Origin of the sequence: Shewanella sp. 10N.286.51.B8, assembly GCF_041469325.1 — a bacterium.
Lineage (GTDB): Bacteria > Pseudomonadota > Gammaproteobacteria > Enterobacterales > Shewanellaceae > Shewanella.
In genome coordinates this window covers 99,168-115,542 of the sequence record NZ_JBFRKG010000017.1, presented here as the reverse complement: position 1 = coordinate 115,542, position 16,375 = coordinate 99,168, and the positions used below count along the sequence as shown (strand labels likewise).

Genomic DNA, 16,375 nt, shown 5'->3' with positions numbered 1-16,375 from the left:
TGATGCCATAAAGCCGCACAGCACAGAGCACCTAGGGTATTGAAGCAAGCTTAGATATTTGTTTGATTAAATTATTAGGCTTTACACGTCTGGATGATTTTTCAGCGCATTTTGAACCAGTAAGTAGGCGCGCCAGTAATTAAATATGCCGCCTAATAAAAATAGGATACTGCCCAGCATATATTGCCAAGCAAGAAAGTTGAGAATAAGCAGGTGATCATTTGGCGATTCAAAAGCCCACAGATAAGGGATAGAGGCCATACCATAGAGAACTGAGCCGACAATAAAGGTGATTGCTGTTAGGTTCATCAATTGCAGTAATTGCACCGATTCAGCCTTGATAATCAGTAACACATTGGCTGCAGCGCCAAGCACAAACAATGTGCTGCCAATGATAAACAACCAAGTGCCGAGGATCAGATCATCAACCGCAGGGAAATAAGATATTCGGCCAAAAACAAAACATAGGGTACCCAGCAGATAACTGATACCTGCAAAATATTCTAATTTTAAATCAATCCCGTGGGATGGCTGGCTTTTCCAATGTCGCCTGATCTCAGCCATATCGTGAACATTAACCGCTAAGTAAATCAGTGAAGCGGCAAGAAAAAACCAACCGCCAATATGGGCATATTCAGCCCGACTTGGGAAAAAAAAGAAACTGCCAATAACAAAAAGAATACCGCCGACTTTATAAGCAATTGCGTTGATGGTTTCCCAGCGAAATTGTGCTCTAAGTTCTTTCTTATTTGCAGTTAAATTAAGAATACGTCGACGATTTGAAAATATATGCGGCATGTAAGTTTTGTCTCGGTTCTGGGGGGAAGAGGTTTCTTAAGTTAGTTTTGCTCATAATCTACAAGTACATCAATAAATGTGTTTTACTGACGTTTGTTTAACCTAGGTGCCTAAGCGTCTAAATTAACGCTTCGATTTAAAAATTCTGCTACAACTGCCAAAGGATGATAAACCACAGCTGTGAATAAGTGAAATATTCAACTCCACATCAGCCTAATTATAATCGCTAGTTACATTTATTGTTAAAACGAGTTGTCGCGACAAGAGTTGGCGGTTTGGATACAAGAAACCCTTGATAAATGGATAAAACTGGATTGATGTTCGTATTATGCACAATCAAGGTGTCCTAGCAGAGGATGATTGGCACTTAATCGCTTGGAGTAATGCCTTAACTTATAGTCCAATATTTTCAGAAAATATAGTAGATAAATTTTCGCAAATTAGTAGTGAAACCTTTCTAATCATCGGCACTAGGGATAGAACAGGTCCTGGCCGAGGTTGGTTAAAAAAAGGTGTTAATAGAAAGCTTGGAGATGACCAAAACCTTGGCAAACAAGCTCAGGTAATGATTAAAGGTTCAAGCCTTATTGAGTTGGAAGGTTTAGGTCACATGCCACAATATGAAGATTATGATGCTTTTCATGCGGCATTTACTCAGGTGATTGATGAATAGTTTACTTTGTTAATTAGGGTGACTTATCTATTTTAGCCATTCAAAACATTAAAAAGGCCGAACATATTACACTGTTCGGCCTTTTTATTATCGATTATTTGTGTTGTTGATAAGCTCTAAATCAGGGCTTAGCGCTTAGATTCAACCTCGTTATAACGCTCAAATGCTGCGGTTAAGTCGGCTATAAGATCATCGGGATCTTCAAGGCCAATATGTAGGCGAATAAGCGGCTTGCTGGTGTCCCATGTGGTGGCAGTTCTAATTTTATCAATGCCAAAGACACCGAGAATTAAACTTTCATAACCGCCCCAAGAAAAGCCCATTTTGAAGTGACGCATGTTTTCTACAAAAGCGGTCACAGAGGCTAAGTTGCCTTGTTTGAGTACGAATGAGAATAAGCCATTACCGCCACTGAAATCTCGCTGGTAAAACTCATGGCCCGGACAAGTTTCAAACCCAGGGTGGCGCAAGTGATCCACTTCAGGTCTGGTGGCTAACCAATTAGCGACCTTTAAGGCATTTTTGTCATGTTGGGCCATTCTGACGCCTAAGGTGCGTAAACCTCTTGCGGCAAGATAAACATCATCTGGTGAAGTGGTTTGACCCATGATGTAACTGTTTTCACGCAGTTGTTCCCAGCAGGCTTCATTAGCGGTTGCTGTGCCCATCATCACATCAGAGTGACCAACAATGTATTTAGTGGCAGCTTGAATTGAAATATCAACGCCCATCTCAAATGGACGACAATTGATAGGCGAAGCCCAAGTGTTATCGAGCATGACGACCATATCATGTTCGTGTGCGATACGACTTAAAGTGGGAACATCTTGAATTTCCATGGTGATAGAGCCTGGTGATTCAAGGAATAACACCTTGGTGTTGGGTTTAATCAGCGCTTTAATCCCTTCACCAATTAACGGATCGTAATAGGTGGTTTCAATGCCAAAGCCAGCTAACAGCTTATTACATAAATCGCGGGTGGGTTCGTAAGCATTATCAACCATTAATAAATGGTCACCACTTTTTAAAAATGACAGTAACGCGCTGCTGATTGCTCCCGCACCTGACGGATACAAGGCGGTACCTACGCCACCTTCAAGTTCACTGATGGCTTGCTGAAATGAAAAATGCGTTGGGGTGCCACGGCGACCATAAAACATTTCGCCATTGGTTTTATTTTTAATGGCAAAACGCATGTCATCCATGGTGTCAAACACTACGGTTGAGGCGCGAAACACCGGTGGGTTAATAATCCCTTTGGTGTATTTTTTGTCTCTGCCGACACTGACGATTTGCGTGGCTAATTTGTCTTGCTGATTGCTCATAGATTCATTCCCAACTGGCACAACGGATGTTATGAATTATTGTTTTAGCCATCCTAACATCTATACGGCTAAAATAAAGGTTATTTTGAGTCTGCTAAGGGGAATATCAGCACGAACTTAACCCCACTGCCATCGGCTAGATTCTCAGCCTTAATGCTGCCTTGGTGAAACTCAGTCACTAATCTTGCAATGTACAAACCTAGCCCTAGATGCGGCTTGGCTTGCACGCCTTGTGGACGTATTGACACCATAGATTCAAAGATTTGCGCTGTCATGTCTGCAGGCAATAATGGCCCTTGGTTAGCCAGTTCGATAATCGCAGTTTTAGCGGTGCGTTTAAGTGTCAGCCTAATAGGATCATCAGTACTGAACTCAATGGCGTTATTAATCAGTTTATCCATCAGCTGCGCTATGTATTCAGGTACACCGAACATGATCATTGGGCCATCATCAATGTCTAGGGTAAATTGAGTTTCAGGGTAGGTATATTGATAACCTTGCATGCAGCCGCTAATGACTTCTGTTAAAGAAAACTGGCTTTGCTCTGCATGGGATAAACTGGCTTCTAAGCGGGTTGCTTCACTTAAGTTGTTTAAGATTAAATGCAAACGGCTGACACCTTCTTGAGCGCGAGCGACGTATTTTTCACTGCCAGGCTCAAGTTGTTGCAAGCTTAAATGCTCAAGGGATGAACGCACTACGGCAACTGGGGTACGTAGTTCGTGTGACAGCCTCGATGACATGTTCTCTAAGTAGTGGGTGTATTGACCTAAACGGCCAACAATATTGGCAAAGCTGCGAGATAAATCGCCAATTTCATCACGGGTTTTAGAGGGGACAATTTGTTGTCTCACTCGGCCTTGGCTATCGATAGCTTGTTCAGATTGATCTCTGAGTTTGCGAATGCGGCTTGAAATGCTGGATGCAAAGATAAACAGCGCCAAGGTGCCCATACTCATGATGGTTAAAATCACATTAAACAGTTTTTCTAGCGCGCGGTTACGCAGGGTACGAATTCCGTGGGTGGTTTCTTCAGCAATGACGGCGCCCATAACTTTATCATCAATCCAGATAGGACTGGCCGCGGCTAATACCACCGCTTTACTGTCAGGGGTTAAGCGCCAGGTTGAGCCTTGTTTTCCATTAAGGGCTTGTTGTATATGACTGCCACTTAACTCGGTTGAGTCTTGCAATGAATCGACAAAATCCTGCGGCGGTTTAGTGAGGATTTTATAATATAGCGGCAATAGGTAATCAGTTTTAAATTGCCCCCAAATGCTAGGCTCACGGGTGTCATCTAAGCTTGATGACCAAAGATTATTGCTGGCGCGAATGTCACCCGATTTAGCTAATACCCGGCCATGATTATCAACCACCCAAATACGCGAGCTGTTATGACTCATACCTTTGATAATATTTTCAATTTCAGGTGATGGCACTAAGACTGTGCCTAAATGCGCCACAGAATCGATAGCTGAGGTACCGATAATAGTATTCACTGTACGGGTTTGGCTGTCATCAACATTGTAAATGGCGAACCCGAGTTTACTGCCTAGCATATTTAGCGGCATTCTAAATTCAATGTTATAACCTCTATCGGTGGCAAGCCATTGTCCTTGAATGCGAATTTCTGGTGTTACGGGCATTGATTGAGTTGGATCTTGTGGCAGCTCAAAGGCACTTAACCAACCGTCTTGAGTGTTGGCGACAATATAACGCTTAAATTGGCCATCAGGTGTTTGAGTGGCAATCACTAAATGATCGTTTTTATCTACCCGTAAGCTATTTTTACTACGATAGACCAGATGCTTATCGGCAACCTCAAAAAATCCATATAAATAGCCGGCGTATTTACCCACCATGTGACTAAAGTGAATATCAACGACTTGGTTTTCATTACGATTAAAAATCACGTGATCAGTGCCATAATTGATCACTCTATGCTGATATTGCTGCCAATCAGTCAGTTTACCATCAAGTTGAATTGGCCCCGAAAGTGGATAGGCGTATAAGTCGCGGCCTTTTTCAACCTGACTTAAAAAACTGGCTTGGTGATTAAACAGTTTCGGGCGTTCATGCAATGCGGTGGCTAAGGCTTGAGTGGTGCCCACCAAGGTTTTTTCTTGGCCGTGGCGCAGGTATTTTTCCATTTCCCACACGTATTCATAGCCAAGCCAAGGTAAGCACAGCAAAAATAGCGATAAGATAACGACTTTAGCGCGCAGCCCTATGGGAATATTAAACATTAACTGACACTGTCCCAGCGGTAACCCATGCCATACACGGTATCGATGCAATTAAAGTCTTTATCTGCGCTTAAAAACTTTTTACGAATACGTTTAACGTGGGAGGTAATGGTACTGTCATCGACAAATATTTTAGCTTCTTGCATTAAGTCTTGGCGACTTCGCACATGACCTGGATGTTTTGCCATCGCGTGCACCATCCAAAACTCTGTCACGGTCAACTCTATAGGTTGCTGCTGCCAGTACACCTGAATACGGTTGCCATCAATGGTGAGCTTGCCGTGTTCAATCAGGTTATCTTCAACGATGGCTGCGCCAATCAGTTCTGAGCGTCTAAATAAAGCGGCAATACGAGCAATTAAGTGCGGAAAGCTGACATCTTTTGATAGGTAATCATCAGCGCCTAATCTAAGGCCGCAAACGGTATCAAAGTCACTGTCTCGGGCGGTTAAAAAGATAATCGGTAAACTGCTAGACATAGATCGCAGCGACTGACATAAGGTAAAGCCGCCATCTATTTCGGTCTCAAGGCCAATATCAATAATGGCTAGGTCAGGTAAACGGGCATTAAAAGCCAACATGGCAGCAGGGCGGTTGGCATAACCCTGCACGCTATAGCCTTGTTGTTGCAGTAACTCTTTATAGTTTTCTCTAATGGCTACTTCATCTTCTACAATCGCAATTCTTTTCATATCACCATCTTTGTTTTGTCTTATATGGCTGACTATACATTATTTTTATGGCCAAAAAAGCGCTCCCTAGCAATTGCCATATTGTTGCCACATTTCATCGCTACATTGCCACTTTTACGCCCCTTAATTGCCATTTCAATGCTGTTTAATAGTTTCATCGAATGAGCAAACGCACTTCATTCAAATTGAATTATTAATCTGAAATAAAGGACAACACCATGAAAAAGCAATTAATCGCCATCGCAATCATCAGCAGTTTATCGATCGCCAACATCACTCACTTACACGCAGAAGAAATGAAACCAGCGATTGATTCAACCATTGATTCAAGTGATGTTTTAGCACAAACACCAGAAAGAGAGCACACAGAAGAGTTAGTCGGCTTGTCATCTGGGGCCATATTAGGCGCTGTGGTAGGCGGACCTGTTGGCGCCATCGTTGGCAGCTTTGTTGGAGTACTTATTGGTAAGACTGTGGGTGATGATTCAGAGATTGAAACTCAAAATGAGTTACTCGCCGATCAACAACAAGCAATCGAGCTGCAAACATATGAACTTACGGCGCTACATGAAAAGCAACAGTCTTTGGCGGAGGTCAATGATGAGTATATACAAGTGCAGACGCAATTAGCTGATTTGCGCCAAGCTCAAGAGCAAAAAATGCAAGAGTTGGCCATCGGGTTAAATGTGCAATTCAAAACCGGCTCAGCGACTATCGAGCCACATTTTGAACAACAACTCGATGATGTTGCTTATGTGATGGCATTATCACCTGATTTAATGTTGGATTTAACCGGTTACGCTGACCGCCGCGGTGACAGTAAATTTAACCAAGCACTATCAGAGCAGCGTTTAATAGCAGTGACCAAGTATTTGGCTAATCAAGGCATAGCTGATGAACGCTTACATGCCAAAGCCTATGGCGCGACAGCGCCTTTACATGAGCAACAAAATTTTGAAAACGACTTTTTTGATCGCCGCGTGACTTTAAAAATTATCCCTGTGGGTGAAGCTTTAGCCGCTAATTAATATGACGAAAATTCAGTGTAAACCTTGGACTGGTGAGAATGCTGGTTTTGAGGTTTACGCTAATTTCATGGAGAGAAAACAATGAATATTAGTGTTAATCGTCATAGGGTGCATTACCTTTGCTCGAGCTTAATTTTACTGGCTTTAGTGATTTTGAATGTGCTATTTCCAGTATATGCAATGCCAACAAGTAAAGCAGATGGGCGCTCTGATGAGATAACCCAGGGCGTGCTTGAATATATACAAGAGGGTGAAATCCACCATAGCCTGCCTTTATCCACCGATGTGTCAATGAAAGTATCTGGCTGGGTTAATCGCGTTAAGGTTAAGCAAACCTTTACCAATAACACCCAAGGCTTTATAAACGGTAAGTATCATTTTCCGTTATCCCACAATGGAGCGGTGGATCAAATGCGGTTAGTCATTGGCGAGCGTATTATTGAAGGCGAAGTACAACCAAAATTACAAGCCAAAGCCACCTTTGAAAAAGCCAAAGCTGCAGGTAAACGTGCCAGTTTAGTGAGTCAGCAAAGGGTGAATATTTTTACCACAGAAGTGGCGAATTTAGCCCCTAACGAGACTTTAACTGTTGAGATAAGTTATCAAGAAAAACTTAATTATAAAGAGGGTCAGTTTAGTTTACGGTTTCCAATGACCATTACGCCGCGTTATTCGCCAACAGCTTTATCAGAGCAAGTTTTAGTCGGTAATAGTGCTAGCAGTCAGAGTTCTAGTGAAAGTCCTAGTCGGCAACAGCGCCATAACCATTTGGGCATATTTGATTCTATTGCTGAAATGCTACCTGAGATGCTAACCGGCTTTAATTTGAATAACTTTGCAGAAGGGGCTGTAACTGATGATGCCTCTTCGGATTCTGCTGGTAATATCATGGTTAATATTAATGTCGAATTAAATACAGGTTTTGAACTTGGTGCGGTAACCAGTCCGTATCACAAAATTAAAGCAGCGCCAGTGGTAGGCAAGCAACAATGGATGGTAGAACTTGATCGCGCTGTGGTCGCCAATCAAGATTTTGTATTGAATTGGAAGCCTGTTGATGCAGCTAAATCGCATGCTGCAAATCATGCTGAGGTGGCGTTGCCGCTGCCATCAGTGTTCATTCAACAAGGATTAACTCATCAATCAGCTGAACTTACGTCAGCTAAAAACAAGGTCAAAAATCAAGATTATTACGGCTTAGTGATGTTAACGCCGCCACAAGTTAAAACGTATAGTGGCGTCACTCCTCGGGAGTTAATTCTGGTTATTGATACCTCTGGCTCAATGGAAGGGGACTCTATAGTGCAAGCCAAACAGGCTTTACTGTCTGCGCTTGCAGGTTTAAGAACTGAAGATAAGTTTAATATTATTGGATTTAATCATCAGCTAACAAAACTATCTGCATCATCTTTGAAAGTTAACAGCCGTAATATTGCTAAAGCCAATCAATTTGTCCAAGGATTACAAGCCAATGGCGGCACTGAAATTAGCATGGCGCTTTCTGCATCTTTGCTAATTCAACATCAAAGCAATCAAGTAAGGAGTGAAAACGCGCTACGTCAGGTGATATTTATTACTGACGGCGCGGTGAGTAACGAACAGGGCTTATTCAAGCAAATAGAAGCTGACTTAGGCCAAAGCAGACTATTCACTGTCGGGATTGGCTCAGCCCCGAATGGGCATTTTATGGAGCGCGCTGCCATGTTTGGCCGTGGCACTTACACCTACATTGGTAAAACAGCTGAGGTAAAACAAAAAATCGATGGGTTACTGCAAAAGATTGAGCAACCAGTGGCAACAGATGTAAAAGTCACTTATCAAGACGGCACAATCCCTGATTACTGGCCGGCAAAAATCCCTGACTTATATAATGATGAACCAATCTTAGTCAGCTTTAAATCTCCGGCATACAATCAGCAAGATATTGTTATATCAGGCGTGACTAATGGCGAATATTGGCAGCTGCAAGCACGCAACCCGCAACAGGCTAGTCATTTAGATAATTCAGACATTGAGGCCGCAGGGTTAGATCTTATCTGGGCTAATGCGCAAATCAATGCCATTGAAGCTACCCAAACTAGGGCGAATAGTGAACGTATAAAGCAGCAAGTGGAAGCATTAGGAATGAAGTATCATCTGGTGACCTCACAAACAAGTCTAGTAGCGGTAGATAAAAGCCAGGTTAACTTTACCCCTGAATTTAACGCTGATTATCAAGTTAAGCCACATTTACCAAAGGGATTACAAAAAGCAGGTGTCTTACCGCAAACAGCAACATCGAGCCGTTTGAATATACTCATTGGATTAAGCTTTTTATTGATTGCGCTTTTGCATGGACTTTGGCTTAAGCTGTGTCTTCCTGGTCAGCGGTTAACCATACCTAAGCATAAATAAGGAGCGCTGCGTTGATAAGTTTAAAAATGCTCATCCCTGGTTGTTTAGCCGTCTTAGGAGTCAGTTTTTTATCACATGGAGCCTATATGCAAGTTAAAGCGAATTTTGCGCAATATTTAATTGAGCAAGCATGGAATAAAACCTTGCAAGACCAAACACCCCATAAGCCTTGGAGCTGGGCTGATACGCATCCAGTTGGCAAGTTAATGCTTTATGCAGATAAAGAAACAGATGTTTATCCTGTAGGGGATCCTATGTTTGTGCTAGCGGGGGCTTCGGGCCGAAATTTGGCGTTTGGCCCAAGCTTGATGCTTAAAGGTGCAGGGGTTGGAGAGGTTGGTAATACAATCATTGCTGGCCACAGAGACACCCATTTTTCACACTTAAAAAATGTTAAAAAAGGCGACATCGTAGAATTAGAAACCGCAATTGGGCAAATACAAAGTTACTTAATAACCGGCATCGATATAGTACATGAAACGCAAACAGAGATACTCGATATGACGGCGGATAATCAGCTAACATTGATAACCTGTTACCCGTTTGAAGACTTGTCTGCAAGCAGTGATTACCGTTACGTGGTAACGGCAAAACAAGTAAATCACAGTTAGTTGTTTTAATTGGACGGTTTAATTTAACTCGCTACTTAATCGCTTTAACTATATAGGCATGACTCTATTACGCCCTAATCTTTTTGCTTGATATAACAACTGGTCAGCAGCCTCAATTAGCTGACTAGTTGTTTGATTTTCTTGCCACTGCACCACACCAAATGACGCATTGATATTATCAATTCGAGTGTCACTGCGCCTGTCTTTGACCCTGAGTTTTTCAATGGAGCGTCTCATGGCTTCGGCTAATTGTCTGGCGATCCTTAATTGGCTATTTGGGACGATAATGGCAAACTCTTCACCGCCAAAACGGTATAACTTTACCCCTTCTCGACAAGATTCCTGTAGCCGTTTGGCTACCACTCTAAGTACTAAGTCCCCAAGCTGGTGGCCATAAGTATCATTAAATAGTTTAAAGTTATCAATGTCAGCCATAATCAAGCAGCAGCCTTGGGGCGATTGTGCAATAACCGCATTAATATCGTCATTAAAGGCGCGACGATTTAACGTTTCGGTGAGTGCATCATACAAAACATCTTTTTCTGTTTTAGCCAGCTTTTGTTTTAAAATATTAATCTCGGACTGCGCTTTATTGAGTTGTTCAGTAAAACTCTTGCTACTTGATTGAATACGCGAAGATTCTTTAACCATACTGCGCACCACAGTGACCAATTGTTCCAGTGAAAAATCTTGGTTTTCAAACTCAGTTAATTTACGGACATTTTTTTGTATTTGAGATTGAAAAGTACGGGTGTCATGATGGGTATCTTTGATTGATTGAGATAACTCGCACACCATAGCATCAAGATTTTGACGCATAGTTCTGACATCTAACTCAACAGGATCGGCGATATGTTCTCGATACAGTAACTCACTTGAAACTGGTGAATATTGTTGATTTAGCTTAATATTTTCATCAAGTGCCAGATTTAGCTTAGGATTGGTTTCGCTAACATAGGCATACCAAAGTGCATAATTGGTTGGTGTTGTTGGAATGCTGTGTTTTAGCATTAAAGGTACGGCTTTTTTTAGATGAAGCGCGGCCGTTTTCAATAAATCGTTAGACATTCAATCCCTCAACAAAATAGGTAATAAAGCGAATGAACCAATTAGGTTTATCAATGAAATATAACAATTAATTAATGTGATAGATATTTTGTTAGTAAGTTTTTTGATAAACAGGCAAACCTTAAATAAAGTTTGCCCGTTTATTGATTGAAGATAAGATATTTTGCCGTGATTAAAAATGTAGTTGTTTAAAAGCGGTAGGACACTGCAAACATGGGGCCGGTGAAACCATAGTTTATGTTGTAATCTAGGGTACGATATTCTTCATCTAAAATACTTCTAGATTGTTCAATATCAACATCGACATCATAATAGTTATACGCCAGTGCTAATTGCCAGTTATCGCTAATTTTTGCCTGCACGCCAGCCCTGATGTCGACTAACGAACCTTTAAAATTATCATATTTGATCGCAAAATATTGAACATGGGCGCCAAATGTCCAACCAGGATAAAATTCATAGTTACCATATAAGCCGATATTAGGCAGAGGCGCAGTGATTGCGTTATCAACAACTTTTGGAGTAAAGGTCGTCGTATCACACAAACTATTGGGGTCACTGTGACCTTCACATAAACTAATATTGCCTTCGAAAATGGTTTCAACAAACATGGTGTGAATACCAATCGATGCGCCGACAAAATATTGTTCACCTTGCCAAATATCATAACCATAACCTAAACGGAGAATATCGATATTTAACGTGGTGGAAATAGTGGCACTACCATCAATAAGGTAATTCTGATCATTATCGCCAAATTCAGGGATTTCAATATCAAACCCCAGTTGTGGGGTTTCAGCATCTCGATGTAGAGATTTCCAATCAAGGTAAATATTATGACGGTCTTTGAAGTGATAGCGGAATTCGAAAAAAGGTAGAAATTGATCTTCTGTTAAAAGTAAGTCGTCTTCAAAATCAAGCAAATAGTAATTACCTGTATCTCTGGCACTTTTAACTAACATGGTGGAATCTGTATTGGCATAAAAAGCCCCGAGAGTAAATTTATACTCGTCAGCAGACACACTGTTAGATATACATAGGGCTGTCAATAGACCGATAGGGACTCGCTTTAACATTATTTCTCCGCACTCTATGGGGCTCATTTGGGGTAATAAATGAGGGTCGTGCATTATTATTTTTTTAGTTTTACTAGGCTAATATCTTAGCGCTGAAATATATTAGCATTATGTAAGCAAATGTGAAGTTTTTGTTGCTAAAGCGGTGGTTTTTTTGATCTAGTACAGGTTAACAAGCGTATTGGGCTAAAAACAAACGAAAGTCGCATTAAACCAGCTTGTTTAATGCGCATTTATAACCATACCTGATAATAACTACATCGTAGAGGGGCGCAGAATTGCTGTGGCTGATTGACAAGATTAAAAAGTAAAAGAGACTAATTCAGCACATAGGCATTAATCAAAATACATGCCCAAGTGATCCCACATAGGGCTAGGCTCATAAATACTGCTGCAGAGGCAGTATCTTTGGCTTGGCCACTTAAGGGATGAATTTCATCACTAATGCGATCCACTACAGCTTCAATTGCAGAGTTAACTAATTCGGTGATCAGAACAATAAATAAAGTCATGATTAACAGCAACTTTTCAATAAGGCTGACATCGACCATAATAGCCACTGGCAGTAAAATCCCCGCTAAAATCAGTTCTTGTCTGAATGCTGCTTCGTTAACCCATGCACTTTTAAGCCCTTTAAATGAAAAACCTGTCGCACGTAAGACACGTTTTAATCCATGATTGTTTTCAGGTTTCATATTGGCTGACTTAGTCCCTAAATGGTTTGGTGGATGATGGTCCAATTGATGACAAAAGTAGCCAAACATTGGCTAACTTATGGCAGTTTATTGATCATGCACTAAAATTGCTAATCAATTTGTTTAATTATTAGTTTACTTTTACGGCAACAGGATGTTGTTCCAAATACCAGCAAGGATGCAGCTATGTCTATTTTTTTATCAAAAACTATTGCTACGCCAGTGTCAGCTCTGTCGTTGATAGTAATTATATTGGCTGATTTTATAAGGCGTAATATATCAATCATCATGACAGTATTGAGTCTCTTTGCGCCCCCCATATTGTTTGCTGCAGATAAGCCAGCAATCCAACTTGCTACCAAAATCACTGAAGGAATTGATATTAATCAATATTATGTCAGTGAAAAGTTAGATGGTGTACGTGGTTATTGGACTGGGGACAAAATGCTTTCACGTTCAGGTCGAGAGTTCATTTTACCGCAATGGTTCGTGGCAGATTTTCCCAAGCAGGTTTTAGAAGGGGAGTTATGGCTAGGAAGAGCAAGCTTTGAAGCCATGTCAGGGCTTGCACGAAAAAATATCCCAGACAGTGAAATGTGGCGGCAAGTGAAGTTTATGCTGTTTGACTTACCTGAACATGGGGGCATGTTTCGTGACAGATACATAGCACTGCAACAGCTGGCCAAGCAGTCTAAATATCTGCAAGTCATACCCCAAGAAACGATAACCTCTGACACCATGCTGTATAAAAAACTGGATTTAGTCGTGAGTGCCCAAGGTGAAGGGCTAATGCTTCATCGCAAGCAAGCTTTTTATAAAGTAGGTCGCAGCCAAGATATTATGAAATTAAAACCCAAATATGATGCTGAAGCCATTGTTATTAAGCATATTGAAGGCAAGGGGAAATATACCGGTATGCTAGGGGCAATAGTTGTCAGCATGCCCGATGGGCTTGAGTTTAAAATCGGTAGCGGCTTTAGCTATGAACAAAGGCGTAAGCCGCCCCAAATAGGCGCAACGATAACTTATCAGTACTTAGGTCTAACCAAAAATGGTGTGCCACGATTCGCTCATTTTTTAAGAGAAAGACCTAAAATGTGATAGACATAAAAACAATTTTTAATACGCTGAAAAAGGAACTTATGTGAATACAATTAACTCGGTACTATTCGTATGCCTAGGTAACATCTGCCGCTCACCTAGCGCTGAAGCTGTGTTTCGTAGTAAAGCGGCTGAATATGGCTTAGTCATCGAGATTGCCTCTGCTGGCACCTTAGCTTACCACCAAGGTAATGCGCCCGATCCGCGCGCGATTAAAGCGGGCAATGCCAGAGGCTTAGACTTTTCAGGCATGTATGCAAGGCAAATCGCTCAGGCTGATTTTGAAAAATTTGATTTAATACTGGCTGCAGATAATTTTAACTTAAAGGACTTGCAGGCAATATGCCCGCAAGAACATCAACATAAGCTTAAATTAATGCTTAGTTATATGAGTGACGATGTAGCTGATTTTGATGAACTGAGTATGGATAAGTTTTCCCTTGAGCAAGTGAATCATGCCAAGGAAGTTCCTGACCCTTACTATGGCGGCACTAATGGTTTTGAAACGGTTTTGGACTTACTGGAGTCTAGCCTTGATAATTTAGCAAAGCAGATAGCGAAAAACCGTTAATATTATCTATACATATTCGCTCTTTAACGGGTAAAAACAATAAAGGCTTAGCATTGCTGCTAAGCCTTTATTTTAAATATGTCGTTTATCAAACACATTGCAGATAAGCTGGATGTTTTTGTTAAAGCCTTATTCGCCTTGGTGACGTTTACCTGATCGTTTCAGATTTTCTTGCTCTAATTTCTGCTGCTTAATAGCTTCTTTTTCAGCCAACACTCTAGCGACTTCTTCTTTCTCGATTTCGGCCATTTCAGGGGTTTCAAGGGTAAGTAGCCCTGTTTTGCCAGAGCGGAATTCATGTAACAGTAATTCTGATGCTTTATGTAAATCGATACGGCCACCAGGTCTTAGTGCTCCGCGCTTACGGCCAATTTCTTCAAGTAATTCAATGTCGGTTTCTGGCAATGATTTAAGCTTATAACGCTCACAAATTTCTTGTGGGTAAGCTTTTAAGAAATATTCAGCAGCAAACATGGCAACGTCTTCATATTCCATTGCGGTGTCTTTAATTGCACCAGTAACAGCAAGGCGGTAGCTACTGGCTTCGTTATCTACTTTAGGCCATAAAATACCCGGCGTATCTGATAGTACGATGCCATTTCGTAAATTAATTCGTTGTTGACGTTTAGTTACAGCTGGCTCATTACCGGTTTTAGCAATGGTTCTACCTGCAAGTGTATTAATGATGGTAGATTTACCAACGTTAGGGATCCCCATGATCATGGTACGAATATCTTTTTCGATTTTGTCTCTGGCAGGTACCAGTTTGCGGCAGATATCAGGAATGTTTTTGACCTGACCAGGTTGTAGTGTGGTGATAGCAGTGGCTTTTACGCCTTGTTCCTGCTCAAGGTACTCAATCCAACGCGCCGTGACTTTTGGATCTGCTAAGTCAGACTTGTTCAGTAGTTTGATACATGGCTTATCGCCCCTTAGCTTAGAAACCATTGGGTTTTCACTACTGTAAGGAATACGGGCATCAAGCACCTCAATAACAAGATCGACTTGAGGCATTGCCTCTTCAATCTCTTTACGAGCTTTATGCATGTGACCTGGATACCATTGAATTGCCATGATTTTGCCTTTTATAAATCTACTACTAACAAAGGGGGCATATTCTACCTTGTTATGAGTAAAAATGATAAAAAAAAGCGCCTATTGGCGCTTTAATATCATTAACGATGTCACTAAATAAGCAGTAGGGTTAAATAACCCCAAGCTCACGCAGTCTTTCCATTAAGTAGCTGTCAGCGGTGTGACGCTCTGACAATACTACTTCTGGATTTGGGTGTAAGAATAGTGGTAATGAAATTCTTGATTTAGTTTTATCACTGCCTTGAGGGTTAATCACCCGATGTGACGTTGAAGGGTAGTAACCTGCTGATGCCTCTTGTAGCATATCACCGATATTGATAATGATATTACCAAAGTCACTGGGTACATCAACCCAGTTACCTTCTTTGGTTTTAACTTGTAGTCCTGGCTCATTGGCAGCAGGTAGTACAGTAATAAGGTTTATGTCCTCATGTGCAGCAGCTCTGATAGCGCCTAACTCTTCATCGCCAAGCATTGGCGGGTAGTGCAGTACTCTTAATAATGTCTTCTGACTATTTTCAATCATTTGTGGTAATGGCATTGAGAATTTGTCAGCAATATCCTTAGGTGCGTACTCTTCAATCCAGCCGAGTAACTCTGCTGCTAGCGCGTTGGCATGTGCATAATAGGCTAAGATATTTTGTTTTAACGATTCAGGAATACGGCCCCAAGGATAAACGTGAAAATATTCTTTGATATCTTTTACGCTATGGCCTTTAGCGGTTTCTGAAATTGAAGCAGGGAAAAATCCATCTTGGGTTTCTGGTTTAAATAGATAATCATTTTTTTGTTCAGATTGAAAAAAGGCATACCACTCTTGATAAATTTTTTCGACCAGTTCTTGACTGACTGGGTGGTTAGAAAGAACGCCAAACCCGGTTTCTCTTAATGAAGCGACAAACTGTTGTGGACAATCTTTTGCGCGGTAATCAATTGTTTCTAGTTTCATATTTTTCTTCTATTGTTTTTATTTGACCCAGCGCGATTCTAACCTTGGTCACA

At 41.2% G+C, this 16,375-nt stretch carries 15 protein-coding genes; 6 read left to right on the top strand and 9 right to left on the bottom strand.

Features of this window, described 5'->3' with window-relative positions; genetic code table 11:
- Positions 1 to 81: 81 nt before the first annotated feature.
- On the bottom strand, positions 82 to 798 hold the full coding sequence (locus AB4160_RS07810) for a YrhK family protein (protein ID WP_303501953.1): 717 nt from the start codon (positions 796 to 798) through the stop codon (positions 82 to 84).
- Positions 799 to 1,126: 328 nt separating this feature from the next.
- Here AB4160_RS07810 and AB4160_RS07805 point away from each other — a divergent pair, with 328 nt between their 5' ends.
- Positions 1,127 to 1,471, top strand: a complete 345-nt coding sequence (locus tag AB4160_RS07805; protein ID WP_198589306.1) for an alpha/beta fold hydrolase — start codon at positions 1,127 to 1,129, stop codon at positions 1,469 to 1,471.
- Between the two features lie 128 nt (positions 1,472 to 1,599).
- On the opposite strand, the gene AB4160_RS07800 is transcribed toward AB4160_RS07805, so the two are convergent.
- From AB4160_RS07800 to pdsR, 3 genes are all read right to left on the bottom strand, one after another.
- On the bottom strand, positions 1,600 to 2,796 hold the full coding sequence (locus AB4160_RS07800; RefSeq protein WP_303459243.1) for a cystathionine beta-lyase: 1,197 nt from the start codon (positions 2,794 to 2,796) through the stop codon (positions 1,600 to 1,602).
- 80 nt (positions 2,797 to 2,876) lie between these two features.
- Positions 2,877 to 5,042 (bottom strand): proteobacterial dedicated sortase system histidine kinase, encoded by a 2,166-nt coding sequence (gene pdsS / locus AB4160_RS07795; RefSeq protein WP_102439605.1) that lies wholly within the window; start codon positions 5,040 to 5,042, stop codon positions 2,877 to 2,879.
- Positions 5,042 to 5,734 (bottom strand): proteobacterial dedicated sortase system response regulator, encoded by a 693-nt coding sequence (gene pdsR, locus AB4160_RS07790; RefSeq protein WP_102439606.1) that lies wholly within the window; start codon positions 5,732 to 5,734, stop codon positions 5,042 to 5,044. Before pdsR ends, pdsS begins: the two co-directional genes overlap by 1 nt.
- 218 nt (positions 5,735 to 5,952) lie before the next feature.
- Here pdsR and pdsO point away from each other — a divergent pair, with 218 nt between their 5' ends.
- The 3 genes from pdsO (at position 5,953) to AB4160_RS07775 (ending at position 9,767) form a co-directional block, all read left to right on the top strand.
- Entirely contained in the window at positions 5,953 to 6,762 is an 810-nt protein-coding gene (gene pdsO, locus AB4160_RS07785; protein ID WP_372004143.1) for a sortase-associated OmpA-like protein PdsO, read from the top strand.
- 81 nt (positions 6,763 to 6,843) lie between these two features.
- Positions 6,844 to 9,156: a marine proteobacterial sortase target protein gene (locus AB4160_RS07780; RefSeq protein ID WP_372004141.1), complete on the top strand. Its 2,313-nt coding sequence runs from the start codon at positions 6,844 to 6,846 to the stop codon at positions 9,154 to 9,156.
- 26 nt (positions 9,157 to 9,182) lie between these two features.
- On the top strand, positions 9,183 to 9,767 hold the full coding sequence (locus AB4160_RS07775) for a class GN sortase (RefSeq protein WP_102476395.1): 585 nt from the start codon (positions 9,183 to 9,185) through the stop codon (positions 9,765 to 9,767).
- A gap of 48 nt (positions 9,768 to 9,815) precedes the next feature.
- Here AB4160_RS07775 and AB4160_RS07770 read toward each other — a convergent pair whose 3' ends face one another.
- From AB4160_RS07770 to AB4160_RS07760, 3 genes are all read right to left on the bottom strand, one after another.
- Entirely contained in the window at positions 9,816 to 10,835 is a 1,020-nt protein-coding gene (locus tag AB4160_RS07770; RefSeq protein WP_102476394.1) for a GGDEF domain-containing protein, read from the bottom strand.
- A gap of 188 nt (positions 10,836 to 11,023) precedes the next feature.
- Entirely contained in the window at positions 11,024 to 11,911 is an 888-nt protein-coding gene (locus AB4160_RS07765; protein WP_241901034.1) for a hypothetical protein, read from the bottom strand.
- Between the two features lie 317 nt (positions 11,912 to 12,228).
- Positions 12,229 to 12,606: a diacylglycerol kinase gene (locus AB4160_RS07760; RefSeq protein ID WP_102439618.1), complete on the bottom strand. Its 378-nt coding sequence runs from the start codon at positions 12,604 to 12,606 to the stop codon at positions 12,229 to 12,231.
- A gap of 186 nt (positions 12,607 to 12,792) precedes the next feature.
- Here AB4160_RS07760 and AB4160_RS07755 point away from each other — a divergent pair, with 186 nt between their 5' ends.
- Both AB4160_RS07755 and AB4160_RS07750 read left to right on the top strand, forming a co-directional pair.
- Positions 12,793 to 13,707: a DNA ligase gene (locus AB4160_RS07755; RefSeq protein WP_372004139.1), complete on the top strand. Its 915-nt coding sequence runs from the start codon at positions 12,793 to 12,795 to the stop codon at positions 13,705 to 13,707.
- 43 nt (positions 13,708 to 13,750) lie between these two features.
- A complete protein-coding gene (locus tag AB4160_RS07750) occupies positions 13,751 to 14,278 on the top strand; it encodes a low molecular weight protein-tyrosine-phosphatase (protein ID WP_372004137.1) in 528 nt (175 codons plus the stop codon).
- A 129-nt stretch (positions 14,279 to 14,407) separates the two neighbouring features.
- On the opposite strand, the gene ylqF is transcribed toward AB4160_RS07750, so the two are convergent.
- A complete protein-coding gene (gene ylqF, locus AB4160_RS07745) occupies positions 14,408 to 15,352 on the bottom strand; it encodes a ribosome biogenesis GTPase YlqF (protein ID WP_076536189.1) in 945 nt (314 codons plus the stop codon).
- A 130-nt stretch (positions 15,353 to 15,482) separates the two neighbouring features.
- A complete protein-coding gene (locus AB4160_RS07740) occupies positions 15,483 to 16,322 on the bottom strand; it encodes an isopenicillin N synthase family oxygenase (RefSeq protein ID WP_102439613.1) in 840 nt (279 codons plus the stop codon).
- Positions 16,323 to 16,375 lie beyond the last annotated feature (53 nt).

Coding starts and splice junctions, on each gene's coding strand:
- AB4160_RS07810 (WP_303501953.1), bottom strand. CDS start 798: ATGCCGCATATATTTTCAAATCGTCGACGTATTCTTAATTTAACTGCA.
- AB4160_RS07805 (WP_198589306.1), top strand. CDS start 1,127: ATGCACAATCAAGGTGTCCTAGCAGAGGATGATTGGCACTTAATCGCT.
- AB4160_RS07800 (WP_303459243.1), bottom strand. CDS start 2,796: ATGAGCAATCAGCAAGACAAATTAGCCACGCAAATCGTCAGTGTCGGC.
- pdsS (WP_102439605.1), bottom strand. CDS start 5,042: ATGTTTAATATTCCCATAGGGCTGCGCGCTAAAGTCGTTATCTTATCG.
- pdsR (WP_102439606.1), bottom strand. CDS start 5,734: ATGAAAAGAATTGCGATTGTAGAAGATGAAGTAGCCATTAGAGAAAAC.
- pdsO (WP_372004143.1), top strand. CDS start 5,953: ATGAAAAAGCAATTAATCGCCATCGCAATCATCAGCAGTTTATCGATC.
- AB4160_RS07780 (WP_372004141.1), top strand. CDS start 6,844: ATGAATATTAGTGTTAATCGTCATAGGGTGCATTACCTTTGCTCGAGC.
- AB4160_RS07775 (WP_102476395.1), top strand. CDS start 9,183: ATGCTCATCCCTGGTTGTTTAGCCGTCTTAGGAGTCAGTTTTTTATCA.
- AB4160_RS07770 (WP_102476394.1), bottom strand. CDS start 10,835: ATGTCTAACGATTTATTGAAAACGGCCGCGCTTCATCTAAAAAAAGCC.
- AB4160_RS07765 (WP_241901034.1), bottom strand. CDS start 11,911: ATGTTAAAGCGAGTCCCTATCGGTCTATTGACAGCCCTATGTATATCT.
- AB4160_RS07760 (WP_102439618.1), bottom strand. CDS start 12,606: ATGAAACCTGAAAACAATCATGGATTAAAACGTGTCTTACGTGCGACA.
- AB4160_RS07755 (WP_372004139.1), top strand. CDS start 12,793: ATGTCTATTTTTTTATCAAAAACTATTGCTACGCCAGTGTCAGCTCTG.
- ylqF (WP_076536189.1), bottom strand. CDS start 15,352: ATGGCAATTCAATGGTATCCAGGTCACATGCATAAAGCTCGTAAAGAG.
- AB4160_RS07740 (WP_102439613.1), bottom strand. CDS start 16,322: ATGAAACTAGAAACAATTGATTACCGCGCAAAAGATTGTCCACAACAG.